Source organism: Mycobacterium palustre (assembly GCF_002101785.1).
In the GTDB taxonomy this organism is placed as follows: domain Bacteria; phylum Actinomycetota; class Actinomycetes; order Mycobacteriales; family Mycobacteriaceae; genus Mycobacterium; species Mycobacterium palustre.
In genome coordinates, this window is sequence record NZ_LQPJ01000156.1 from 24,603 (window position 1) to 42,403 (window position 17,801).

The 17,801-nt window shown below is 70.9% G+C and carries 18 protein-coding genes; 5 read left to right on the forward strand and 13 right to left on the reverse strand.

Translation table 11 applies throughout. The features are described from left to right. Window position 1: 1 nt before the first annotated feature. Both AWC19_RS28195 and AWC19_RS28200 read right to left on the reverse strand, forming a co-directional pair. Window positions 2-3,208 carry a carboxyl transferase domain-containing protein gene (locus AWC19_RS28195; RefSeq protein ID WP_085081353.1) on the reverse strand — a complete coding sequence of 1,069 codons (3,207 nt, stop codon included), beginning with the start codon at window positions 3,206-3,208 and terminating at the stop codon, window positions 2-4. Next, window positions 3,205-4,746, reverse strand: a complete 1,542-nt coding sequence (locus tag AWC19_RS28200; RefSeq protein ID WP_085081354.1) for a class I adenylate-forming enzyme family protein — start codon at window positions 4,744-4,746, stop codon at window positions 3,205-3,207. Before AWC19_RS28200 ends, AWC19_RS28195 begins: the two co-directional genes overlap by 4 nt. Before the next feature lie 37 nt (window positions 4,747-4,783). Between AWC19_RS28200 and AWC19_RS28205 the strand changes: the two genes are divergently transcribed. The 3 genes from AWC19_RS28205 to AWC19_RS31040 all read left to right on the forward strand — a co-directional run bounded on the left by AWC19_RS28205 (window position 4,784) and on the right by AWC19_RS31040 (window position 6,336). Then, entirely contained in the window at window positions 4,784-5,617 is an 834-nt protein-coding gene (locus AWC19_RS28205; protein ID WP_211285018.1) for a thioesterase family protein, read from the forward strand. Window positions 5,618-5,637: 20 nt separating this feature from the next. Continuing rightward, window positions 5,638-5,817: a hypothetical protein gene (locus AWC19_RS31035; protein ID WP_245849385.1), complete on the forward strand. Its 180-nt coding sequence runs from the start codon at window positions 5,638-5,640 to the stop codon at window positions 5,815-5,817. Between the two features lie 219 nt (window positions 5,818-6,036). After that, window positions 6,037-6,336, forward strand: coding sequence for an alpha/beta fold hydrolase family protein (locus tag AWC19_RS31040; protein ID WP_245849388.1), 300 nt, complete (start codon window positions 6,037-6,039; stop codon window positions 6,334-6,336). Here the strand turns inward: AWC19_RS31040 and AWC19_RS28215 are convergent. From AWC19_RS28215 to AWC19_RS28240, 6 genes are read right to left on the reverse strand one after another with little or no spacing between them, the layout of a single operon-like run. Then, window positions 6,294-6,749 carry a flavodoxin family protein gene (locus tag AWC19_RS28215; RefSeq protein WP_085081356.1) on the reverse strand — a complete coding sequence of 152 codons (456 nt, stop codon included), beginning with the start codon at window positions 6,747-6,749 and terminating at the stop codon, window positions 6,294-6,296. The two genes, AWC19_RS31040 and AWC19_RS28215, sit on opposite strands and share 43 nt — an antisense overlap. Beyond that, window positions 6,746-7,201 (reverse strand): hypothetical protein, encoded by a 456-nt coding sequence (locus AWC19_RS28220; protein WP_085081357.1) that lies wholly within the window; start codon window positions 7,199-7,201, stop codon window positions 6,746-6,748. Before AWC19_RS28220 ends, AWC19_RS28215 begins: the two co-directional genes overlap by 4 nt. Continuing rightward, window positions 7,198-7,932: a 4-hydroxy-tetrahydrodipicolinate reductase gene (gene dapB / locus AWC19_RS28225; protein WP_085081396.1), complete on the reverse strand. Its 735-nt coding sequence runs from the start codon at window positions 7,930-7,932 to the stop codon at window positions 7,198-7,200. Before dapB ends, AWC19_RS28220 begins: the two co-directional genes overlap by 4 nt. A gap of 43 nt (window positions 7,933-7,975) precedes the next feature. After that, window positions 7,976-8,524 (reverse strand): hypothetical protein, encoded by a 549-nt coding sequence (locus tag AWC19_RS30190; protein ID WP_245849392.1) that lies wholly within the window; start codon window positions 8,522-8,524, stop codon window positions 7,976-7,978. A 30-nt stretch (window positions 8,525-8,554) separates the two neighbouring features. Next, a complete protein-coding gene (locus AWC19_RS28235; RefSeq protein WP_085081358.1) occupies window positions 8,555-9,649 on the reverse strand; it encodes an NAD(P)H-dependent amine dehydrogenase family protein in 1,095 nt (364 codons plus the stop codon). Further along, a complete protein-coding gene (locus AWC19_RS28240) occupies window positions 9,646-10,653 on the reverse strand; it encodes an aromatic ring-hydroxylating dioxygenase subunit alpha (RefSeq protein ID WP_085081359.1) in 1,008 nt (335 codons plus the stop codon). The genes AWC19_RS28235 and AWC19_RS28240 overlap by 4 nt, the downstream gene beginning before the upstream one ends. A 135-nt stretch (window positions 10,654-10,788) precedes the next feature. On the opposite strand from AWC19_RS28240, the gene AWC19_RS28245 reads away from it, so the two are divergent. Both AWC19_RS28245 and AWC19_RS28250 read left to right on the forward strand, forming a co-directional pair. Next, window positions 10,789-11,373 carry a TetR/AcrR family transcriptional regulator gene (locus tag AWC19_RS28245; RefSeq protein ID WP_085081398.1) on the forward strand — a complete coding sequence of 195 codons (585 nt, stop codon included), beginning with the start codon at window positions 10,789-10,791 and terminating at the stop codon, window positions 11,371-11,373. 9 nt (window positions 11,374-11,382) lie between these two features. Next, entirely contained in the window at window positions 11,383-11,895 is a 513-nt protein-coding gene (locus AWC19_RS28250; RefSeq protein WP_245849394.1) for a GNAT family N-acetyltransferase, read from the forward strand. On the opposite strand, the gene AWC19_RS28255 is transcribed toward AWC19_RS28250, so the two are convergent. From AWC19_RS28255 to aldR, 5 genes are all read right to left on the reverse strand, one after another. Then, window positions 11,882-12,958 (reverse strand): PDR/VanB family oxidoreductase, encoded by a 1,077-nt coding sequence (locus AWC19_RS28255; RefSeq protein ID WP_085081360.1) that lies wholly within the window; start codon window positions 12,956-12,958, stop codon window positions 11,882-11,884. The genes AWC19_RS28250 and AWC19_RS28255 overlap by 14 nt on opposite strands. Window positions 12,959-12,968: 10 nt before the next feature. After that, the gene (locus AWC19_RS28260; protein ID WP_085081361.1) at window positions 12,969-14,735 is read right to left on the reverse strand and encodes an SDR family oxidoreductase; all 1,767 of its coding nucleotides are present in this window, start codon (window positions 14,733-14,735) and stop codon (window positions 12,969-12,971) included. A gap of 3 nt (window positions 14,736-14,738) precedes the next feature. Then, window positions 14,739-15,659 carry a metal-dependent hydrolase gene (locus AWC19_RS28265; RefSeq protein WP_085081362.1) on the reverse strand — a complete coding sequence of 307 codons (921 nt, stop codon included), beginning with the start codon at window positions 15,657-15,659 and terminating at the stop codon, window positions 14,739-14,741. A gap of 77 nt (window positions 15,660-15,736) precedes the next feature. After that, a complete protein-coding gene (locus tag AWC19_RS28270; protein ID WP_085081363.1) occupies window positions 15,737-17,200 on the reverse strand; it encodes a flavin-containing monooxygenase in 1,464 nt (487 codons plus the stop codon). 28 nt (window positions 17,201-17,228) lie between these two features. Then, the gene (gene aldR, locus AWC19_RS28275; RefSeq protein ID WP_085081364.1) at window positions 17,229-17,744 is read right to left on the reverse strand and encodes an HTH-type transcriptional regulator AldR; all 516 of its coding nucleotides are present in this window, start codon (window positions 17,742-17,744) and stop codon (window positions 17,229-17,231) included. Between the last annotated feature and the right edge of the window lie 57 nt (window positions 17,745-17,801).

Consider the following 17,801-nt stretch of genomic DNA (forward strand, 5'->3'; position numbering starts at 1 on the left):
CTCAGGCTTCCCGGAGCCTGGTTATCCAGGCCCGGGAGTCTGCGGGGTCGATGACGTCGTCGAGCTCGAACGTGGTGGCCGACCGCAGCGCCTTGCCGTGTTGGTAGGCGGCCGCCACCAGCTTGTCGAACAGGTCCTGGCGTTCGACCGGATCGCCTACGGCGGCAAGCTCTTTGCTGAACCCGAGCCGCACGGCACCTTCCAAGCCCATGCCGCCGATCTCGCCGGTCGGCCAGGCGATCGTGAACTGCGGCGCGCGGAAGGAACCGCCGCCCATCGCCATCGCGCCGAGCCCGTAGCCCTTGCGCAGGATGATCATGCCCAGGGGCACGGTCAGCTTCGCGCCGAGGACGAACATGCGGCCGAAACGGCGGACCGCGGCGTCTTTTTCGGCGTCGGGGCCGACCATGAAGCCGGGCGTGTCGCACAGCGAGATCAGCGGCAACCGGAACGACTCACACAGCGCCAGGAAGTCGCCGGCCTTGTCGGCCGCCTCGGCGTCGATCGCCCCGCCGAGGTGGTGCGTGCTGTTGGCGATCAGCCCGTAGGGCGCGCCCTCGACGCGCACCAGCGCGGTGACGATCCCGACGCCGTAGTCGGGGCGCAGCTCCAGCACCGAGCCGACGTCGACGATGGAGTCGATCGCGCGGTGCACGTCGTAGGCGCGTAACCTGTTCTCCGGCACCGCGTGTCGCGCCAGCCGCGGATCCGGCGCCTCCCACTTGCTTGAGTTGCCCTGGAAATACGACAGGTACCGTCTGGCCAGCGACACGGCGTGCGCCTCGTCGCGGGCGACCAGGCCGACCACGCCGTTGTGCCGCTGCACGTCGATCGGGCCGATCGCCTCAGGGGGGTAGACGCCCAGCCCGCCACCCTCGATCATCGCCGGGCCGCCCATGCCGATGTTGGCGTCCGGGGTCGCGATGATCACGTCGCACACGCCCGCCAGCGCGGCGTTGCCGGCGAAGCAACGGCCGGAGACGATCGACACCAGCGGAACCCGGCCGCTCAGGCCGGCCAGCATCCGGAACGTCGGCACGTCGAGCCCGGCCGCGCCGCCGACGTCGGTGTCGCCCGGCCGACCGCCGCCGCCCTCGGCGAACAGCACCACCGGGACGCATTTTCGGGCCGCCAGCTCGAAGACGCGGTCGGTCTTGGCGTGGTTGCGCATGCCCTGCGTCCCGGCCAGCACGGTGTAGTCGTAGGACGCCACGACGGCCTCGGCCCCGCCGATGGTCGCCAGGCCCGCCACCAGGCCGTCGGCCGGGGTGTTGGCGATCAGGTCCTCCTCGGTGCGCCGGCTGCGCTGCGCGGCGATGGCCAGCGCGCCGTATTCGACGAAGCTGCCGTCGTCGACCAGGTCGGCGATGTTCTCCCGCGCGGTGCGGCGACCTTGGTCGTGCCGCTTGGCGACCGCCGCGGGGCGGCCCTCGTCGCGGGTCAGCCGATGGCGGTGGTCGACCTCGTCGAGGCCGGCGCGCGGGCGGTCGAGATCGATTGCCGCCGAAGATGATTCGGCGCCCGCCGCCGCGTCGGTGCGGGAGAAGACCAGCAGCGGGTCCCCGGTGCCGACGACCTGGCCGGTTGCCACGAGAATCCGGGACGTGCGCAGCGCGTCGGGCGCCGCGAGCACGTGCTGCATCTTCATCGCCTCGAGCACCACCAGCTGGTCGCCGGCGCCGAACTCGGCGCCCTCGGCGGCGACCTCCACCACGGTCCCGGCCAGCTGCGCGCGCAGCACCTCCTCGCCCGGGTAGAGCTCCACCGGCGCGGCCCGGACGTCCGGCCCCCGCGACAACGCCGCGGCGACCAGCTCGGGCAGCCGTTCGTCCAGAAACCCCGTCGTCACCCAACCGGACTCGATCCGCCCGTCGGCCAGCAACTCTCGCAGGAACGCGATGTTGGTGCGCACGCCCTCGACGGCGAATTCGCCCAGCGCGGTGCGGGCCTTGCGCACCGCCGCCGGGAACGACGACCCGTGCACATGGGTGATGACCTTGGCGAGCAGGGAGTCGTACCGGGGACCGATCACCAGGCCGGGCCGCCCGTAGGTGTCGACGCGCACCCCGGGGCCGCTGGGCGGTGAGAACGTCGTGACGGTGCCCGACGCCGGGACGACGGACCCGTCGGCGCCGTAGGTCTCGACGTTGACGCGAACCTGGATCGCGATGCCGCGACGGGCGGCCGGCTCGCCGATGACTTCCGTTCCGTCCGAGGCGATCCCGGCGGGCAGGCCCAGCTCGTAGTACGACGCGCCGCGGGCGATGGCCAGCTGGACGGCGACCAGGTCGACGCCGGTGGTCTCCTCGGTGATCGGGTGCTCGACCTGGATGCGCGGGTTGACCTCGAGGAAGACGAATTCGTTTTCCGACACCAGGAATTCGGCGGTGGCCAGCCCCCGCAGGCCCACCCGGGCGCACAGCCGGGCCGCGGCGCGGTGCAGCTCGCGGCGCAGGCCATCCGAAAGCCCTTGGGCGGGCGCGATTTCGACCAGCTTCTGGTAGCGCCGCTGGATGCTGCAGTCTCGATCGCCGAGCGCCAGCGCGTGCGTCTGGTGTCCGGCCGGCGCGCCCACCACCTGCACCTCGATGTGCCGCGCGGGCTCCAGCAGCGCCTCGGCGAACAGCGCCGGATCGCCGAAGCCGAGCCGGGCCTCCGCGGCGCATTGCTGATAGGCGTTTTCGATCTGGTCGGCGCGGGTGACCTTGCGCATCCCGCGGCCGCCGCCGCCGGCGAGCGCCTTGATCATGACCGCGCCGTCGTGGTCGGCGAAGAACGCTTGGACGTCCGCGGCGCTGGTCGGCCCGTCCGTCGCGGGCAGCACCGGCACCCCGGCGGCGACCGCGGCGGCGCGGGCCGACGTCTTGTCACCGACCAGCGCGAGCACCTCGGCGTCGGGCCCGACGAACGTGTGTCCGGCGGCCGTGCAGGCGCGGGCGAATCCCGGGTTCTCGCTGAGGAATCCGTAGCCGGGATGAATCAGCTCGGCGCCCGAGGTCTTGGCCGCCGCCAGGATCGCCGCCTGGTCCAGGTAGGCCTGCGGGCCGGCGCCGGGCAGGCCGATGGCCTCGTCGGCGGCGTGCACGTGCGGGCTGTCGGCGTCGTCCTCGGCGTAGACCGCGACCGTCGGGTGACCCAGTTCGGTTGCGGTGCGGACGATCCGGAGCGCGATCTCGCCGCGGTTGGCGATCAACAGGGTGGCGGTCATCGGACCGGGTCGCCCCAGCGCACCTGCTGGCGGAGCTTGCCCTTGAGGAGCTTCCCGCCGGCGTTGCGCGGCAACGCCTCGTCCACCACGGCGACGTACTGCGGAACCTTGAAGTCGGCCAGTTGCCCGCTGCAGTGCTCGAGCACGGCCGCCACGTCGATGCGTCGGGAGTCGCCGAAGAGGACGGCGCCGACCTTTTCGCCCATCACCTCGTCGGGCACCGCCAGCACGCAGGCGTCCGCCACGCCGGGCGCCTCCAGCAGGGCGGCCTCGACCTCGACGCTCGAGACGTTCTCGCCGCCGCGGTTGATGATGTCCTTGAGGCGATCGATGATGTGCACCCGGCCCCCGTCGTCGACCCGCACGACGTCTCCGGTGCGCAGCCAGCCGTCGGCGAAGGTGGCCGAGCTGGCGTCGGGCCGATTCCAGTAGCCGGCGGCGACGTTGGCGCCGCGCGCGACCAGCTCCCCCTCGGCCGGATCGCTTCCGAGCGGGATGACGCCGAGGTCCACCGACGGCACCGCGTACCCGACGGAGTCGGCGTGCTCGACGGCCTCGCGGTCGGGCAGCACGGTCAGCAACGAGGCGCTTTCGGTCATGCCGTAGCCGTTGAACACCGTGGCTTGCGGGAACGCCTGCTTGACGGCCCGCACCAAAGCCGGGGCGATCGGCGCGCCGCCGTAGCCCACCCACCGCACGCCGGACACGTCCGCGTCGGCAAAGCGCTTGTGGCGCAACATCAGTGAGTAGACCGCCGGAACGGTGACCATCACGGAGATCCGTTCGGCGCCCAGCGTCGCGATCAGCGCCCCGAGGTCGAGCGACGGCATGATCACCGACGCTCCCCCGAGTCCGCACGCAACCAAAAGCTGTGTGTTGCAACCGGTCACGTGGAACAGCGGCACCGAGATGAGCGTGCGCATCTTTTCGCCCAGGTCCCTGGGCTGACCGAGGCAGCGGATGGCGTTTTCGATGTTGGTCAAGAACGCCTCGTGCGTGGTCGGCACGCCCTTGGGGTGGCCGGTGGTGCCCGACGTGTAGAACAGGGCGGCGACATCGGTGCGGTCGAGTCGCTCGGTGACGTACGGCCGGCCGTCGGGCAACGCCGCGTCCGGCGCCAGGTCCACCCGGGCGCCGCAGTCCGACAGCACGAACTCGACCTCCGGTTGCGCCGAGCGCGTATTGACCGCCACCGCAATGGCACCGGCCATCACGGTGCCCCAAAACGCGAGCGCCCAGTCGATGCCCCCGGGGCAACGCACGGCGACGCGGTCACCGGGTTGCACCCCCTGCGCGCGCAGGCCGCCGGCCACCCGCGCCGCGCGGTCCCACAGCTGCCGGTAGGTCAATCGGCCGGCGCCCACCTCGACCAGGGCCTCGCTGTCCGGGCGGGTGGTCACCTGCTCGGCGAGCACGTCCAGCAGCGTGGCGGGCAACCCCTCGTAGTGCGATATGCCGTCGGCGTCGCGGGCGACACCCACGGTCGGGTCCGCCGCGAATGGGTTGCGGTCACGGGGAATTTCGGTTAGTCGAGGCATGCCGGGTGCTACCAGCCTCCTGCCCTATCGTGAACCGGTGACGATCGAGGATCCCGCCATCATGCCCGAGCCGCTGTTCACTGTCGACGGCGACTCCTATCTGCCGGGCCCGTTGACCCGGGGGCCATGGGGCGCTGCCCTGGGCGGCCAGAACGTCGGCGGCCTGTTGGCTTTCGGGATCGAGCAGTCCGGCATCGACGCCGACTTTCAGCCCGCACGCCTGACGGTCGATTTGCTGCGGCCGGTGCTGCCCGAGCCGATCCGGATTCGGACGTCGGTGCAGCGCGAGGGCCGGCGCATCAAGCTGGTGGACGGCGCGCTGGTGCAGAACGGCACGACCGTCGCGCGGGCCAGCGCGCTGTTTTTGCGCCGCGGTGAGCATCCCGACGGGCGGGTGTGGTCCGGCCCGCTCGAGATGCCGCCGCTTCCCGCCGACTGCACCGGCTTCCCCGCGGACATGGCGTTTTTCATCTGGGGGTACGGCGCCACCATGACGGGCAGCCCCGGTATCGCCGCGGGCGAATGGGAACAGGACCATTCCCAAAAGTTCGCCTGGACCAAGGTATTCCGCCCGATGGTGCGCGGCCACCCGCTCACGCCGTTCGTTCGCCTGGCATTCGTCGGCGACGTCACCAGCTCGCTCACCCATTGGGGCACAGGCGGATTGCGCTACATCAACGCCGACTACACCGTCACGGCCGGCCGGCTGCCCGACGGGGAATTCCTCGGGCTGGCCGCCCAAAGCCACTACGGCGCGGCGGGCGTGGCCACCGGGACCGCGACGCTGTTCGACCGGCACGGGCCTTTCGGCTCCAGCACGGCGCTGGCGCTCGCCCAGCCGGCGGGCGCGTTTCAGCCGGGGTTCGGGTAGTCACGGCCGCGGCAGTTTCCGTGGGAAACACGGCGGCTTCCGGCCGCACACGACGGGCGCGCGGGCCGCCCCTGCTGCTGGTGCACGGCGGCACCGGCACGCGGGCCCGGTGGTCCTCGGTCCGGGCGCCGCCGGCGCGGCGCGAGGCAGAGGACGTCGCGGCCGTCGCCGAGGCCGTCGGCGGCGACGTCTACACGTGATCGGTCATTCCTACGGCGCCTTGGCGGTGCTGGAAGCCGCGCTGATCACCCCCGCGTTCCGCCGCATCGTCCCCTACGCGCCGCCGCTGCCGTCGCCGGACCTCGAGCTGGTGTCGGCGGCGGGCTGGCCGCGGCTCAACGCTGCGCCCGGCCCGCGCGAAGTGCTCGAGGCGTTCCATCGCGAAACCCTGCATCTGTCCGGGCCGGCCGTCAAAGACCTTGCCGAATCGCGACTTTTCGTTCCTGGCCGCCTCGATCGCGCACACCGCGGCCCGCGAACTCGCCGCGATCGCGGTGCCGGTGCGAATGCTGCTGGGCACCGAGAGCCCGGCGTGTCTGGGTGCGGCCACCGCGGCCGTCGCCGCGCAGATCCCGGGCGCCACCATCGTCGCGATGCAGGGCCAGGGATACCAGGCGATCGACTACGACCCGCACCAGTTCGTCAGGGCCGTGCTGGAATTCGATCCGGCACAGGCTCACTCCATGAGCGTCGCGGCCAGCGTGCCCCCCAGTTCGTAGGCCCGCTCGCGCACCGCGGCGTCGACGGCGCCGACGACCTCCAACACGTCGGCGGCCTGGCTCAGCGACAGCCCGGTCGCCAGCTTGCCGACGGCCGCCGCGGCGCCGACGGTGTCGTTGTTGCCGTGCACCCACAGGCCATAAGGCCGGCCGGCGACGTGATCCAGGCTCGGGTAGTAGACGGTGTCGAAGAAATGCTTGAGCGCGCCGGACATGTAGCCGAAGTTGGCCGTGGTGCCGAACAGGTAGCCGTCGGCGTCGAGCATGTCCGGCAGGGTCGCGGCCAGCGCCGGCCTCGCGACCACGTCCACCCCCTCGATCTCGGGATCGTTCGCCCCGGCGAGCACCGCCTCGAGCAGTTCCCGGGTGCCCGGCGACGGGGTGTGGTGAACCACCAGCAGCGTCTTGCTCACTGGCGGGCCTGGATCTCGACCGCGGTCTTCATCGCCTCCCGCGCGCGGCGGCGATCCCCCGCGTAGTCGTAGGCCCGGGCCAGGCGATACCAGCGCCGCCAGTCGTCCGGGTCGGCCTCGACTTCGGTGCGCACCGTGGCGAACAGCGCGTCGGCGGCGTCGCGCCGGATGCGGCCCGACGGCCGCCGCGGCAGCGCGCTAATGTCCAGCTCCATGCCGTCGGCGGCGATCAGGCGGGCCAGCCGCTGATGGGCGAATCCCGCACGCAGCGTGGCGATCATCGCCCACCCGCCGATGACGGGCATGATCAGCAGCGCGGCGCCCAGGCCCACGGCGGCGGGCCGGCCGGAGGCGATCAGCGCGACGGCGTCGCGGCCCAGCAGCGCGAAGTACACCAGCATCGCCGCGCACAGGAACGCGATCAGCAGCTGGGTGCGTCGCGTCGCGTTCATTGCAGGTCGAGCAGGGCCTCGAGACCCACCGTGAGGCCCGGCCGGTCCTTGATGCGCCGCACCGCGAGCAGCACGCCGGGAACGAACGACGTCCGGTCCAGGCTGTCGTGGCGGATCGTCAGCGTCTCCCCCTCGGTGCCGAACAGGATCTCTTGGTGCGCGACCAGCCCGGCCAGCCGCACCGAGTGCACCGGTATCCCGTCGACGTCGGCGCCGCGAGCGCCCGGCAGGCCGCTGCTGGTGGCATCGGGGTTGGGCGGCAAGCCTTTTCGGGCCTCGGCGATCAACTTGGCGGTGCGCGCCGCGGTGCCCGACGGGGCGTCGGCCTTGTGCGGGTGGTGCAGCTCGATCACCTCCGCCGAGTCGAAGAACGGCGCCGCCTGCTTGGCGAAATGCATCGACAACACCGCGCCGATCGCGAAGTTCGGCGCGATCAACACGCCGGTGTTGGTGTCGGCCAGCCAGGATGCCACCCGGTCGAGGCGCTCGGCGGTGAAGCCCGTGGTGCCGACCACCGCGTGAATCCCGTTGTCGATCAAAAACTTCAGGTTGTCCATCACCACGTCGGGGTGGGTGAAGTCGATGACCACCTCGGTGTGGCCGTCGGTCAGCAGGCTCAGCGGATCGCCGGCGTCGACCTCGGCCGACAGCGTCAGGTCGTCGGCGGCCTGCACCGCCCCGACCATCGTCGACCCCACCTTGCCTTTGGCTCCCAGCACCCCTACGCGCATGGTCTTCACCCTAGACCGGGGAGTCGGGGGCTCCTCGCGCCCGTCAGGTGTGGACTATCCAGCCCGCTTCGGTGTAGGGCGCGTGTTGCTCGGGATCGTTGAGCGTGACGTACACGTCGCCCGGCGTCGGCATCGTGAAGCCGACGAATCCGTGCGCGGTCTGCCCGTCGTGAAGGCCGCCCGATTGCAGCGGGGGCATCTTGTCGAGCCTCCGGTAGTCGACCGCAAGCGTCGACGGCTGGGGCGCGTCGTCGGGATGGGTCCACGGCTGATTGCCGCCGCCGTATCCGGCGAATATGTAGCGATAATCGAACGAGAAGAACCGGTGGGACGTCCCGGTGATGGTCAGTTCCACCACGGTGCATGCCGAGTCGGGCGTCGGGGCCGCGAAATGAGAGGCGCACCCCGGCGGCAGCCACGTCGCGCTGTTGACCGTGATGTCGGCGGTCGCGCCGTCGGCGGACCGCACATGCAGGGGCACGCCCAACTGGCCGATCGGGAACGGCGGGCTCTCGGAGAAGGCGTCGGCCCAACCGGAGGGACACGAGCACGCGGCGATGACCACAATGACCGCGGCGACCGCGGCTGCCACGATCCGAGATTTTGCCCGCACGTCGCGAGACTACCCGAGCCGCTGGCTCTTGAACCGCCCGGCGAACCCGCGCAGCGGCAGATCGGCGCTGGTCAGCAGGCCCGGCGGCGCGGCGACCACCGACTTGATCGCGTTGAGCGCGGGCAGGCCGGTCACGGTCATGCCGATGGAGGCGAAGTTGTCCGGGTCGGACAGGTCGACGCCGGGCTTGGGAAAGATCATGTGCTTGTTGTAGATGCAGGGATCGCCCTGGATCTGGGTGATGTAGCAGCCCTTGATGTTCCAGCTCGGATCGGTGTGCGGGGTCATCTGCCATTCCAGGTGCGTCTCGATCCGCGGGACGCCGCCGACCATGCCCTGGTACTTGATGTAGTTGGCGCCCAGCGAGCCCCTGGGCAGCGTGTACCAGCCCAGGTCGACGTCCTTGGTGCAGGCGCCCAGCTCGTAGCTGAAGGTGACCTCGTCGAGCGCCAGGTCGAAGCAGTCGGCCATCATCAGCACGCTGTCGGCGAACACGCGGGTGTACTTCTCCAGCTTCGCGGCGATCTGCGGGTCGTCGACCGGTTGGCCGTAACCCACCTCGATCCAGGTGTCCTTGGAATGATGGCACGACACGTCGACCGATTCGATGGTGGTGACGTTCTCGATCTCGGCGACATCGGCCGAGCACACCACGCCCAGGATCTGGTTCAGCCCGGGGTTCATGCCGGTGCCGTAGAACGTCGCGCCGCCCTTCTCGCACGCCCGGGCCAGCAGCCGGGTCACCGGCGTGCCCGACGGGTGGGGGTGGTTGGTGTCGCGGTGCCACCCGGTGATCCAGTCGGCGGTGGTGACGACGTTGATCCCCGCCTCGAGCACCGCGACGTAGAGGTCCTCGTCGGGGAACACGCCGTGAAAGGTCAGCACGTCGGGCCGGGCGGCGATGATCTGTTCGATGCTGCCGGTGGCCGTCACCCCGTTGGGCTCGATGCCCGCGAGCTCGCCGGCGTCGCGGCCGATCTTTTCCGGCGAATAGCAGTGCAGGCCAACGAGTTCAAGGTCCGGCCGGGCGGCGATCCGCTTGATCATCTCCCTCCCGACGTTTCCGGTGGCCACCTGGAAGACGCGAATCGGTGCGGTACTCATTGCATGGAGCCTCCCTGCGATGCGAACGCCTCGGGATAGAACTGCCTGGCCCACGCGCGGATCGCGGTGAAGCCCTCGTACTCGTCGGCGGCCAGCGCCGGCGGATCCGAATAGCGCTGGTGCTGCCAGATTTCGATGTCCTGCTCGAACTGCCGGATCACTTCGCGCCCGAATTCGGCCGCCCTGCGCTCGGCGCGGGCCGGGTCCTTGCCCGGTGCCCGGCCGATGTAGACCATGAACCGGACGTCGGAGGTGTGATCGTCGACGGGGGTCACCGCGGAGACGGTGCGGTTGTCGACCATCCCCCAGCTCTTGGTCACCGCGATCCCCAGCCCGCCGTTGACGGCCTGCACGCCGCTTTTGACGTCCTCGATCCGCTGGCCGTCGTCGCCCTCGAACGTGATCGTGAAGTCGACGAACGACACCGCGTCGCCGAAGTCGTGGCGGGTGAACACGGGCGCGATCGGGGTCTGGTGCACGAACTTGAAATGCGCGAAGTCGACGCCGTTTTCGAGCACGTACTGCGGATGCAGTTCCAGGCTTGGGCGATACAGCCGCTGCTGCGGGTGATAGTCGGCCGCGCGGCTGCCGTCGTTGAACGCCGCGAACACGTCGGGCGCCTCGAAGTAGGGCTCGCGGCGCTCGAGGTCGTGCCAGATGTAGACCGACTCGTTGCGCTCCACCACCGGGTAGGTGCGGATGCGCCGGCCGCGGTTGGGCCGGTCCTGGTACGGGATGCAGACGTTGCGCCCCTCGCGGCTCCACTGCCAGCCGTGGAACGGGCACTGCAGCACCTCGCCGACGACCTTGCCGCCGTAGCCGAGGTGCGCGCCGAGGTGCTCGCAGTAGGCGTCCATCACCGTGAGCTCGCCGGACTCGGCGCGCCAGGCGACCATCTCCTGGCCGAAGTACTTCATCCGGTGCACGTCGCCGACGCCGATCTCGTCGCACCAGGCGACCTGGAACCATCCGGTCGGTTTCATCGACAACGGCGGCTTAGCCATCGAACCCTGCCACGTGAGCTGTCCTCTCGACAGAGAATCACAGTACCGTCTATGAAAATGTTAGGCTAGCCCGTGCCCGAAACGACAGCCGCCGGGCGGCGCCCCAACCGGCGCGGCCACGCGACCCGCGAAAGCATGCTCGAGGCCGCGCTGAAGGTGCTGGCCTCCGGCGAGCCGGGCTCGGTTTCGGCCAACCGCATCGCCAAGGACATCGGCGCCACGTGGGGTGCGGTGCAGTACCAGTTCGGCGACACCGACGGTTTCTGGGCGGCGGTGCTGCACCGCACCGCCGAGCGGCGCGCCGCCACCTTCGCCACGCTGTCGACGGCGGTTCCGCCCGACGCGCCGCTGCGCGAGCGCGTCGGCGCCATCATCGACACGCTGTACCGCGGCCTGGCGGCGCCGGATTCCCGCGCGATCGAAAACCTGCGCGCCGCGCTGCCCCGCGACCCGCGCGAGCTCGAGCGGCTCTATCCCCGCACCGCCGCCGAGCTGTTCTCCTGGGGCAAGAGCTGGTTGCAGACCTGCCAGCTCGCCTTCGCGGGCCTGGACGTCGACCCGGACCGGGTGCGCGAGGTGGCCGCCCTGATTCCCGGCGCCATGCGCGGGCTGGTCTCGGAACGTCAGCTGGGCTCCTACGCCGACCTCGACATGGCCCGGCGCGCCCTGACCAACGCGTTGGCGGCCTACCTGGAGCGGCCCCGCGACCAAGGTCTCTAGCCTTATCCCGTGGAACCCAGCGACATCCGGATCCGTCAGGCCACGCCCGACGACTACGCCGACGTCGCCGAGATGCACTATCCGGTCTGGCGGCGCTCCTGGGCCGGAATCCTGACGCCGCCGTTGCTCGACATCCTGGGCCCGGCGAAGCGCTGGGTCGCCGACGTCTACCCCGAGACGCTGAAGCGCCGCGGCTGGAGCATGTGGATCGCGGAGCGCGACGGCCGGCCGCTGGGGGTGGCCATCTTCGGGCCCGATCCCGACGATCCGGCGGCCCTTCAGATCGACGCGCTCTACATCGCCGAGGAAAGCCAGCGGCACGGCATCGGCGCCCGGCTTCTCGAAAAGGCTTTGAGCACACAACCATCCGGCGACGTGATCCTGTGGTGCGCGGCGAGCAACGTCAAGGCGCACCGCTTCTACGAGAAGAACAACTTCGAGCGCGACGGCCGCACGCTCGACTGGGAGCCGCTGCCCGGCATCAAGGTGGCCCACGTGGGCTACCGGCTCAGGCGTCGATGACCACCCGCCCGCCGCCGGACCGGGACACGCAGACCAGCATTTCGTCCTTGGCCACCGCGACCCGGCCACGGTGATCGATCTGCCCGCCAAGCACTTTCACCTTGCAGGTCCCGCAAAACCCTTGCTGGCACGAGTAGGGGGTGGCCGGGTCCGCGTCGCGCATCACCTCGAGCGCGGACCGGTTCGCGGGCACCGCGAGCACCCGCCGCGAACGGGCGAGCTCCAACTCGAACGCGACCCCGTCGACCACCGGCGGCGGGCTGAACCGCTCGTAATGCAATGGGGCGTTGCGCAATTCGTCGCGGGCCGCGCGCACCGCCTCCAACATCGCGGTCGGTCCGCACACGTAGACCGCGGTGGCGGGGCCGGCGCCGGCCAGCAGATCGCCCACGCCGGCGACCCCGCCGCGCTCGTCGTCGGCCCACACGGTCACCCGGTCCGGGCCCACCGCGATCACCTCGTCGAGGAACGGCATGTAATCGCGGCTGCGGCCGGCATAGACCGCGCGCCAGGCGATTCCGCGCTGCGCGGCCGCGCGCATCATCGGCAGGATGGGTGTCACCCCGATGCCGCCGGCGACGAACAGCACGTCACGCTCGGCCGTCCCGAGATAGAACGCGTTGCGCGGGCCCTCGAACGTTAGGGTGTCCCCGACGCCGTACGCATCGTGCATCTCGACGGAACCGCCGCCGCCGTCGGCGATCCGGCGCACGGCGATGCGGTAGTCGGTGCGGCGCCCCGGCGGACCGCACAGCGAATACTGGCGGCGCCGGCCCGAGGGCAGCCGGACGTCGATGTGGGCGCCGGGATTCCACGAGGGCAGCAACCCGCCGTCCGGGTCGGCCAGCGTCAACGCGACGACGTCGGGGGCGACGACCTCGCGCTTGGCGATCACCGCGCGCCGATCGCACCGGACCGGCCGCACCCGCGACGGCTCCCACCGCGAGGACGCGGCGAACCCGTCGAACACCGCGCGGACGGCCCACAGCAGCGTGCCGAGCCGGTCGCGCTCGCGCCGGCGGTACAGGTCGGCCGGCCGGCTGGCCCAAATGCTCTGGCTCACAATGACTTCCCTACTTCTGCCGAATGTCGAAGCGCGCGAACGCACGCAACGTCGACGGGCTGACGCGCCGCATGGCGTAGCCGATCCTGGACTCGGCGGCGACGGGCAGCACGGCGGGCCGGGTCCGGACCGCCTTGACGATCGCTTTGGCCACGTCCTCGGGTGTGAAGTTGCGCCGCCGGTACGCCGCGTCGGCCTTCTCCCGGGCCCGCTCCTGCTGCTCGGCGGTCATCCCGGCGTAGACGGTGCTCTTGGCGATGTTGGTGTTGACGAAGCCGGGGCACACCGCCGTGACCGAGATGCCCTCGTCGGCGAGGTCGGCGCGCAGCGCTTCGCTGAACGCCAGCACCGCGGCCTTCGTGGTTCCGTAGGCCACCATGGATTTCGACGGAATGAACGCCGCCGCCGAGGCCAGGTTGATGATCGTGCCGCCCTCGCCGCGCTCGACCATCTGCGCGCCGAACGCGCGGCTGCCGGCGATGACCCCGCGGACGTTGACGCCCATGATGTCTTCCCAGTTCGCCGAGCTGGTCTCCAAAAACCGGCCCGCCATCCCGATGCCGGCGTTGTTCACCAGGATGTCGACCACGCCGTGCTCGTCGCGCACCCGCGCCGCGAGGTCGGTGACGGCGGCCTCGTCGCTGACGTCGACCCGGTACACCGCGGCCTCGGCGCACGCCGCGCGCACGGCGTCGGCAGTGTCGTTGGCCGCGCCGAGGTCGCGGTCGACGATCACCACCTTGCGGGCGCCGCGCCGGGCCAGTTCGATCGCGGTGGCCCTGCCGATCCCGGCGCCGGCCCCGGTGATCAGCGCCAGCTTGCCGCGCACCTCGCGGGGGCCGCCGCGCACCTCCGCCGCGCCCGCGGGCGGCGGGCCGCCGGCGTTTCGGTCCACCCACTCCGCGGTGAGCCGGGCGATAACGTCGGGGCGCGACGTGACCACCCAGTGGCCGCCCTCGATCGGAATCACCCTGGCGCCGGCCGGAATCGCGCCGGCGTAGCGCTGCAGCGCGGGCGTGACGAACAGGTCGCGGCGCGGCACCAGCACCTGGACGGGGACGGTCGTGTGGGGCAGCCGCGGCCCCGGCCGCAGCATCGGGCCGGGCATGTTCGCGCGGTAGAGCCCCAGCCCGTTGACGTAGTCGGCGATCGACCGCGGGGGCGCGTCGCGCCGGCTGAGCGTGCTGGACCGCCCGATGCGCTCGACGGCCTCGTGGAACTTCACCCCGATCCGGCTGCGGAACGCCAGCTCCGGCACGCCGGGGCACAAAAAGAACGCTATGTAGACCGACCCGAGCAGCTGCCGGGCCACCTGGGCCGCCGCCCGCGGCGTGCGCGCCGACCGCAGGAAGCGCCCCGCGTAGCGCAGGTGCGGGCCCGAGATCGAGGTGAACGACGCGACTTTGGCCATCACCGACTCGTCGGTGATGGCGTCCCAGGCCTGGATCGAGCCCCAGTCGTGGGCCAGCACGTGCACCGGCCCGACGCCGAGGCTGTCGATTACCGCGCCGATGTCGGAGACCAGTTGGGCGAACGCGTAGCCGGAACGCTTTGCGGGACGGGACGATTCGCCGGCGCCTCGGACGTCGTAGGCCACGAAGTTGTACCTGTCGGCATAGCGCTGGGCGAATTCGCCGGCCACGCCGTCCCAGAGGTGGTGGTTGTCGGGCCAGCCGTGGATGGCCAGGACGGTCGGGCGCGCCGGGTCGAGCTCGCCGTAGCGGTGCACGGCCAACCCGACGCCGTCGGAGGCGGTGACGATCGAGGCGACGGTCACGGGTCAGCGCGCCACGCGCGCGGCCGGCGAGACCGCGAGGTAGTCGACCGCCAGGCCCAGCCCGCCCAGCTGGGACGGGTGAAAACCCGGCCGGTAGTAGTCGGCCACGCCGCGCACGAACTTCCGCGGCCCGGGCACCAGGCCCCGGCGCGCGGCGCGGAAGTAGTCGCGCCAGCGCGGCTTGGTTCCCGCCGGCAGGTAGGGGTCCACCGAGTACAAAAACCGCACGCCGCGGATCCACAACAGCGCCATCGCGGGCGTGACGACCAGCTGGGCGCGCACCCGACGCCAATATCCGGCCCGCAGGTGCTTCATGGTGTCGAAGGCGACCGCCTTGTGCTCGACCTCTTCGGCGCCGTGCCAGCGCAGCATGTCCAGCATGACCGGATCGGTGCCGATGGCGTCGTGGGCCGGCGAGTCGAGGACCCATTCACCCAGGATGGCGGTGTAGTGCTCGATCGCCGACACCAGCGACACCTGCTCCAACAGCCAGCTGTGCCGGCGGCGCTTATTCCACCCGGGCCGGGGCCCCAGCAGCTTCTCGAACAGCCACCGGATCTGGTCGGTGTAGGGCGTCAGGTCGACGCCCTCGGCGGCGAAGTGGTCCAACACCTTGGCGTGGGCCTGGGAATGCACGGCCTCCTGGCCGATGAACCCCTGCACGTCCAGCCGCAGCTGGTCGTCTTTGATCAGCGGCAACGCCTGCTTGAACGCGTCGACGAAGAACTCCTCGCCCGCGGGCAGCAGCAGGTGCAGGACGTTGAGCATGTGGGTGGCGAACGGCTCGCCGGGCACGTAGTGGAACGGCAGCTTCGCCCAGTCGAACTCCACGTCGCGCGCCTCGAGGACGAGGCGTTCGTGGTTCGGCGACGTCCCCCTCCGGTCATAGTGCGGACCCGCGGCCCGGTCGTCGACGGTGAACATCTGGCCCCCTACCCTCGCGGTTACCGGTGGCAAGTATAAAGACACCGCCGAGATATGCGAAACCGCCGGTACCGGGTTTATCGCCGCAGTTCGTACTGCGCGAGGTCGGTGCGGGCCAGCATCGCGCGGTGTTCGCCGGGCGTGAACGGCCAGACCTCGGGCACCCCGTCCTTGTTCAGGTACCAGCTGTCGCAGCCGGTGGTCCACACGGTGTTCGGCATCGCGGCACGCAGCCTGGCGTTGAACGCGTCCGCCGCCGACGCCGTCGGCTCGACCGTGTCGAACTCGCCGCGGCGCCAGCGCTCGATCCAGCGCACGATGTAATCGGCCTGCGACTCGGCCACGGTGGTCAGCGCGAGGTTTCCCACCGGGCTGTGTGGCCCCAGCATCATGAAGAAGTTGGGGAAGCCCGGCAGCGCGACGGTCTGGTGGGCCCACGGCCCGTCGCGCCACACGTCGTCGGCGGCGATCCCGGCCCGGCCGATCAGCCGCATCGGGCGAAAGAACGCGTGGGTGTCGAAGCCGGTGCACAAGACGATGACGTCGATTTCGTGCAGGGCGCCGTCGTCGGTCACGATGCCGCGGCGCTCCACGTGATCGATGCCGGCGGTGACCAGTTCGACGTCGTCGCGCTGCATGGCCCGGTAGAAGCGGTCCGACATGACCAGTCGTTTGCACATCGGCGTGTAGTCGGGCGTCAGCGCCCGCCGCAGCTGCGGGTCGCGCACCTCCAGCAGGCTCGCGCGGCACAGCGCGCCCATGAACCTGCGTCGCAGACCCGGCTTGGTCAGCCCGACCGCGAACGTGTCGAAGGCGAGGCTGTAGGCGCGGTACGCCAAGCGGTCGAGCCACGGCGCGCGCCGGCGGGTGATGCCGGTCAGCTTGGTGTAGCGCGGGTTGGGCAGCCGAAGCACCCACTGGGCGGTGCGCTGGAACAGCACCACCTTGCCCGCCACGCCGGCCAGGCCGCAAACGAGCTGCACGCCGGTGGATCCGTTGCCGACCACCGCGACCCGCCGGCCCGCCACCTCGACGGAATGATCCCACCGCGCCGAGTGAAAGACGTTGCCGCCGAAGTCATTCAGGCCCGGGATCGCCGGCACCCGGGGATGGTGCAGCACGCCGGTCGCCGAGATCAGGAAGTCCAAGGTCGATTCCTCGCCGCCGGCGGTGCGCAGCAGCCAGCGGCCGTCTTGGAAACGCGCGCTAATGATTTCGGTGCCGAACCGGATGCGCGGGCGCAGCCCGAACCGATCGGCGACGCCGCGGAAGTAGTTCTGGATCTCGCCGCCGGGCGAAAACAGGTGCGACCAGTCCGGATTCATCGCGAAGCTGTACTGGTAGACCCGCGAGGGGATGTCGCAAACCAGGCCGGGATAGGTGTTGTCGCGCCAGGTGCCGCCGACCTCGTCGGCCTTTTCGTAGAGGGTGACGTCGTCAACACCGCTGCGCAGCAACGCAATCGCGACACACAGCCCGGACATGCCCGCCCCGACGACGGCCACCGCGGGATCGCGGCGCTGCGTGGTGAGCCGGCCCATCCGCCGATCATAAGCCGCCAACGAGCCGCTAAATAGGGGCCGCCCCACGCAGATGCTCGAAGATCAGCGACGTCTGGGTCCCGGCGACGTCGGCGTCGGCGTTGAGGTTCTCGACGACGAACGAGCGCAGGTCCTCGGTGTCGCGGGCCGCGACGTGCAGGATGAAATCGTCTGCGCCGGCGAGGAAGTAGACGTCCATCACCTGGCGCTTGGCGCGGATCTGCTGGATGAAGCTGCGGATCTTGCCGCGGGCGTTGGAGTGCAGGGTGACCGAGATCATCGCCTGCAGCGGCAGGCCGACGGCGACCGGGTCGACGTCGGTGTAGAAGCCGCGGATCACGCCGAGGTCCACCAGCCGGCGAACCCGGCCGTGGCACGTCGACGGCGCGATCCCCACCGCCTCGGCCAGCGCGTTGTTGGTGATGCGCGCGTCGGCGTGCAGCGCGGCGAGGATCTTGCGGTCCACCGCGTCGAGGTGCGCCGGCCGAAGATCCTTCGACGCGCCAGCGCCGGGGCGCCTGCGGTCTGTCGGGTCATCGGGCATGCCCTCACGCTACAGAATTATCATCAGGATGTTTGCCGAGTGCCCGAATGTTCTTCA

Excerpts from the sequence above, each read along its gene's own strand:
- AWC19_RS28245 (WP_085081398.1), top strand. The coding sequence starts at position 10,789 with ATGCTCGAGGCCGCGCTGAAGGTGCTGGCCTCCGGCGAGCCGGGCTCG.
- AWC19_RS28240 (WP_085081359.1), bottom strand. The coding sequence starts at position 10,653 with ATGGCTAAGCCGCCGTTGTCGATGAAACCGACCGGATGGTTCCAGGTC.
- dapB (WP_085081396.1), bottom strand. The coding sequence starts at position 7,932 with ATGCGCGTAGGGGTGCTGGGAGCCAAAGGCAAGGTGGGGTCGACGATG.
- AWC19_RS28270 (WP_085081363.1), bottom strand. The coding sequence starts at position 17,200 with ATGGGCCGGCTCACCACGCAGCGCCGCGATCCCGCGGTGGCCGTCGTC.
- AWC19_RS28195 (WP_085081353.1), bottom strand. The coding sequence starts at position 3,208 with ATGACCGCCACCCTGTTGATCGCCAACCGCGGCGAGATCGCGCTCCGG.
- AWC19_RS28235 (WP_085081358.1), bottom strand. The coding sequence starts at position 9,649 with ATGAGTACCGCACCGATTCGCGTCTTCCAGGTGGCCACCGGAAACGTC.
- AWC19_RS28220 (WP_085081357.1), bottom strand. The coding sequence starts at position 7,201 with ATGAACGCGACGCGACGCACCCAGCTGCTGATCGCGTTCCTGTGCGCG.
- AWC19_RS28200 (WP_085081354.1), bottom strand. The coding sequence starts at position 4,746 with ATGCCTCGACTAACCGAAATTCCCCGTGACCGCAACCCATTCGCGGCG.
- AWC19_RS28265 (WP_085081362.1), bottom strand. The coding sequence starts at position 15,659 with ATGTTCACCGTCGACGACCGGGCCGCGGGTCCGCACTATGACCGGAGG.
- aldR (WP_085081364.1), bottom strand. The coding sequence starts at position 17,744 with ATGCCCGATGACCCGACAGACCGCAGGCGCCCCGGCGCTGGCGCGTCG.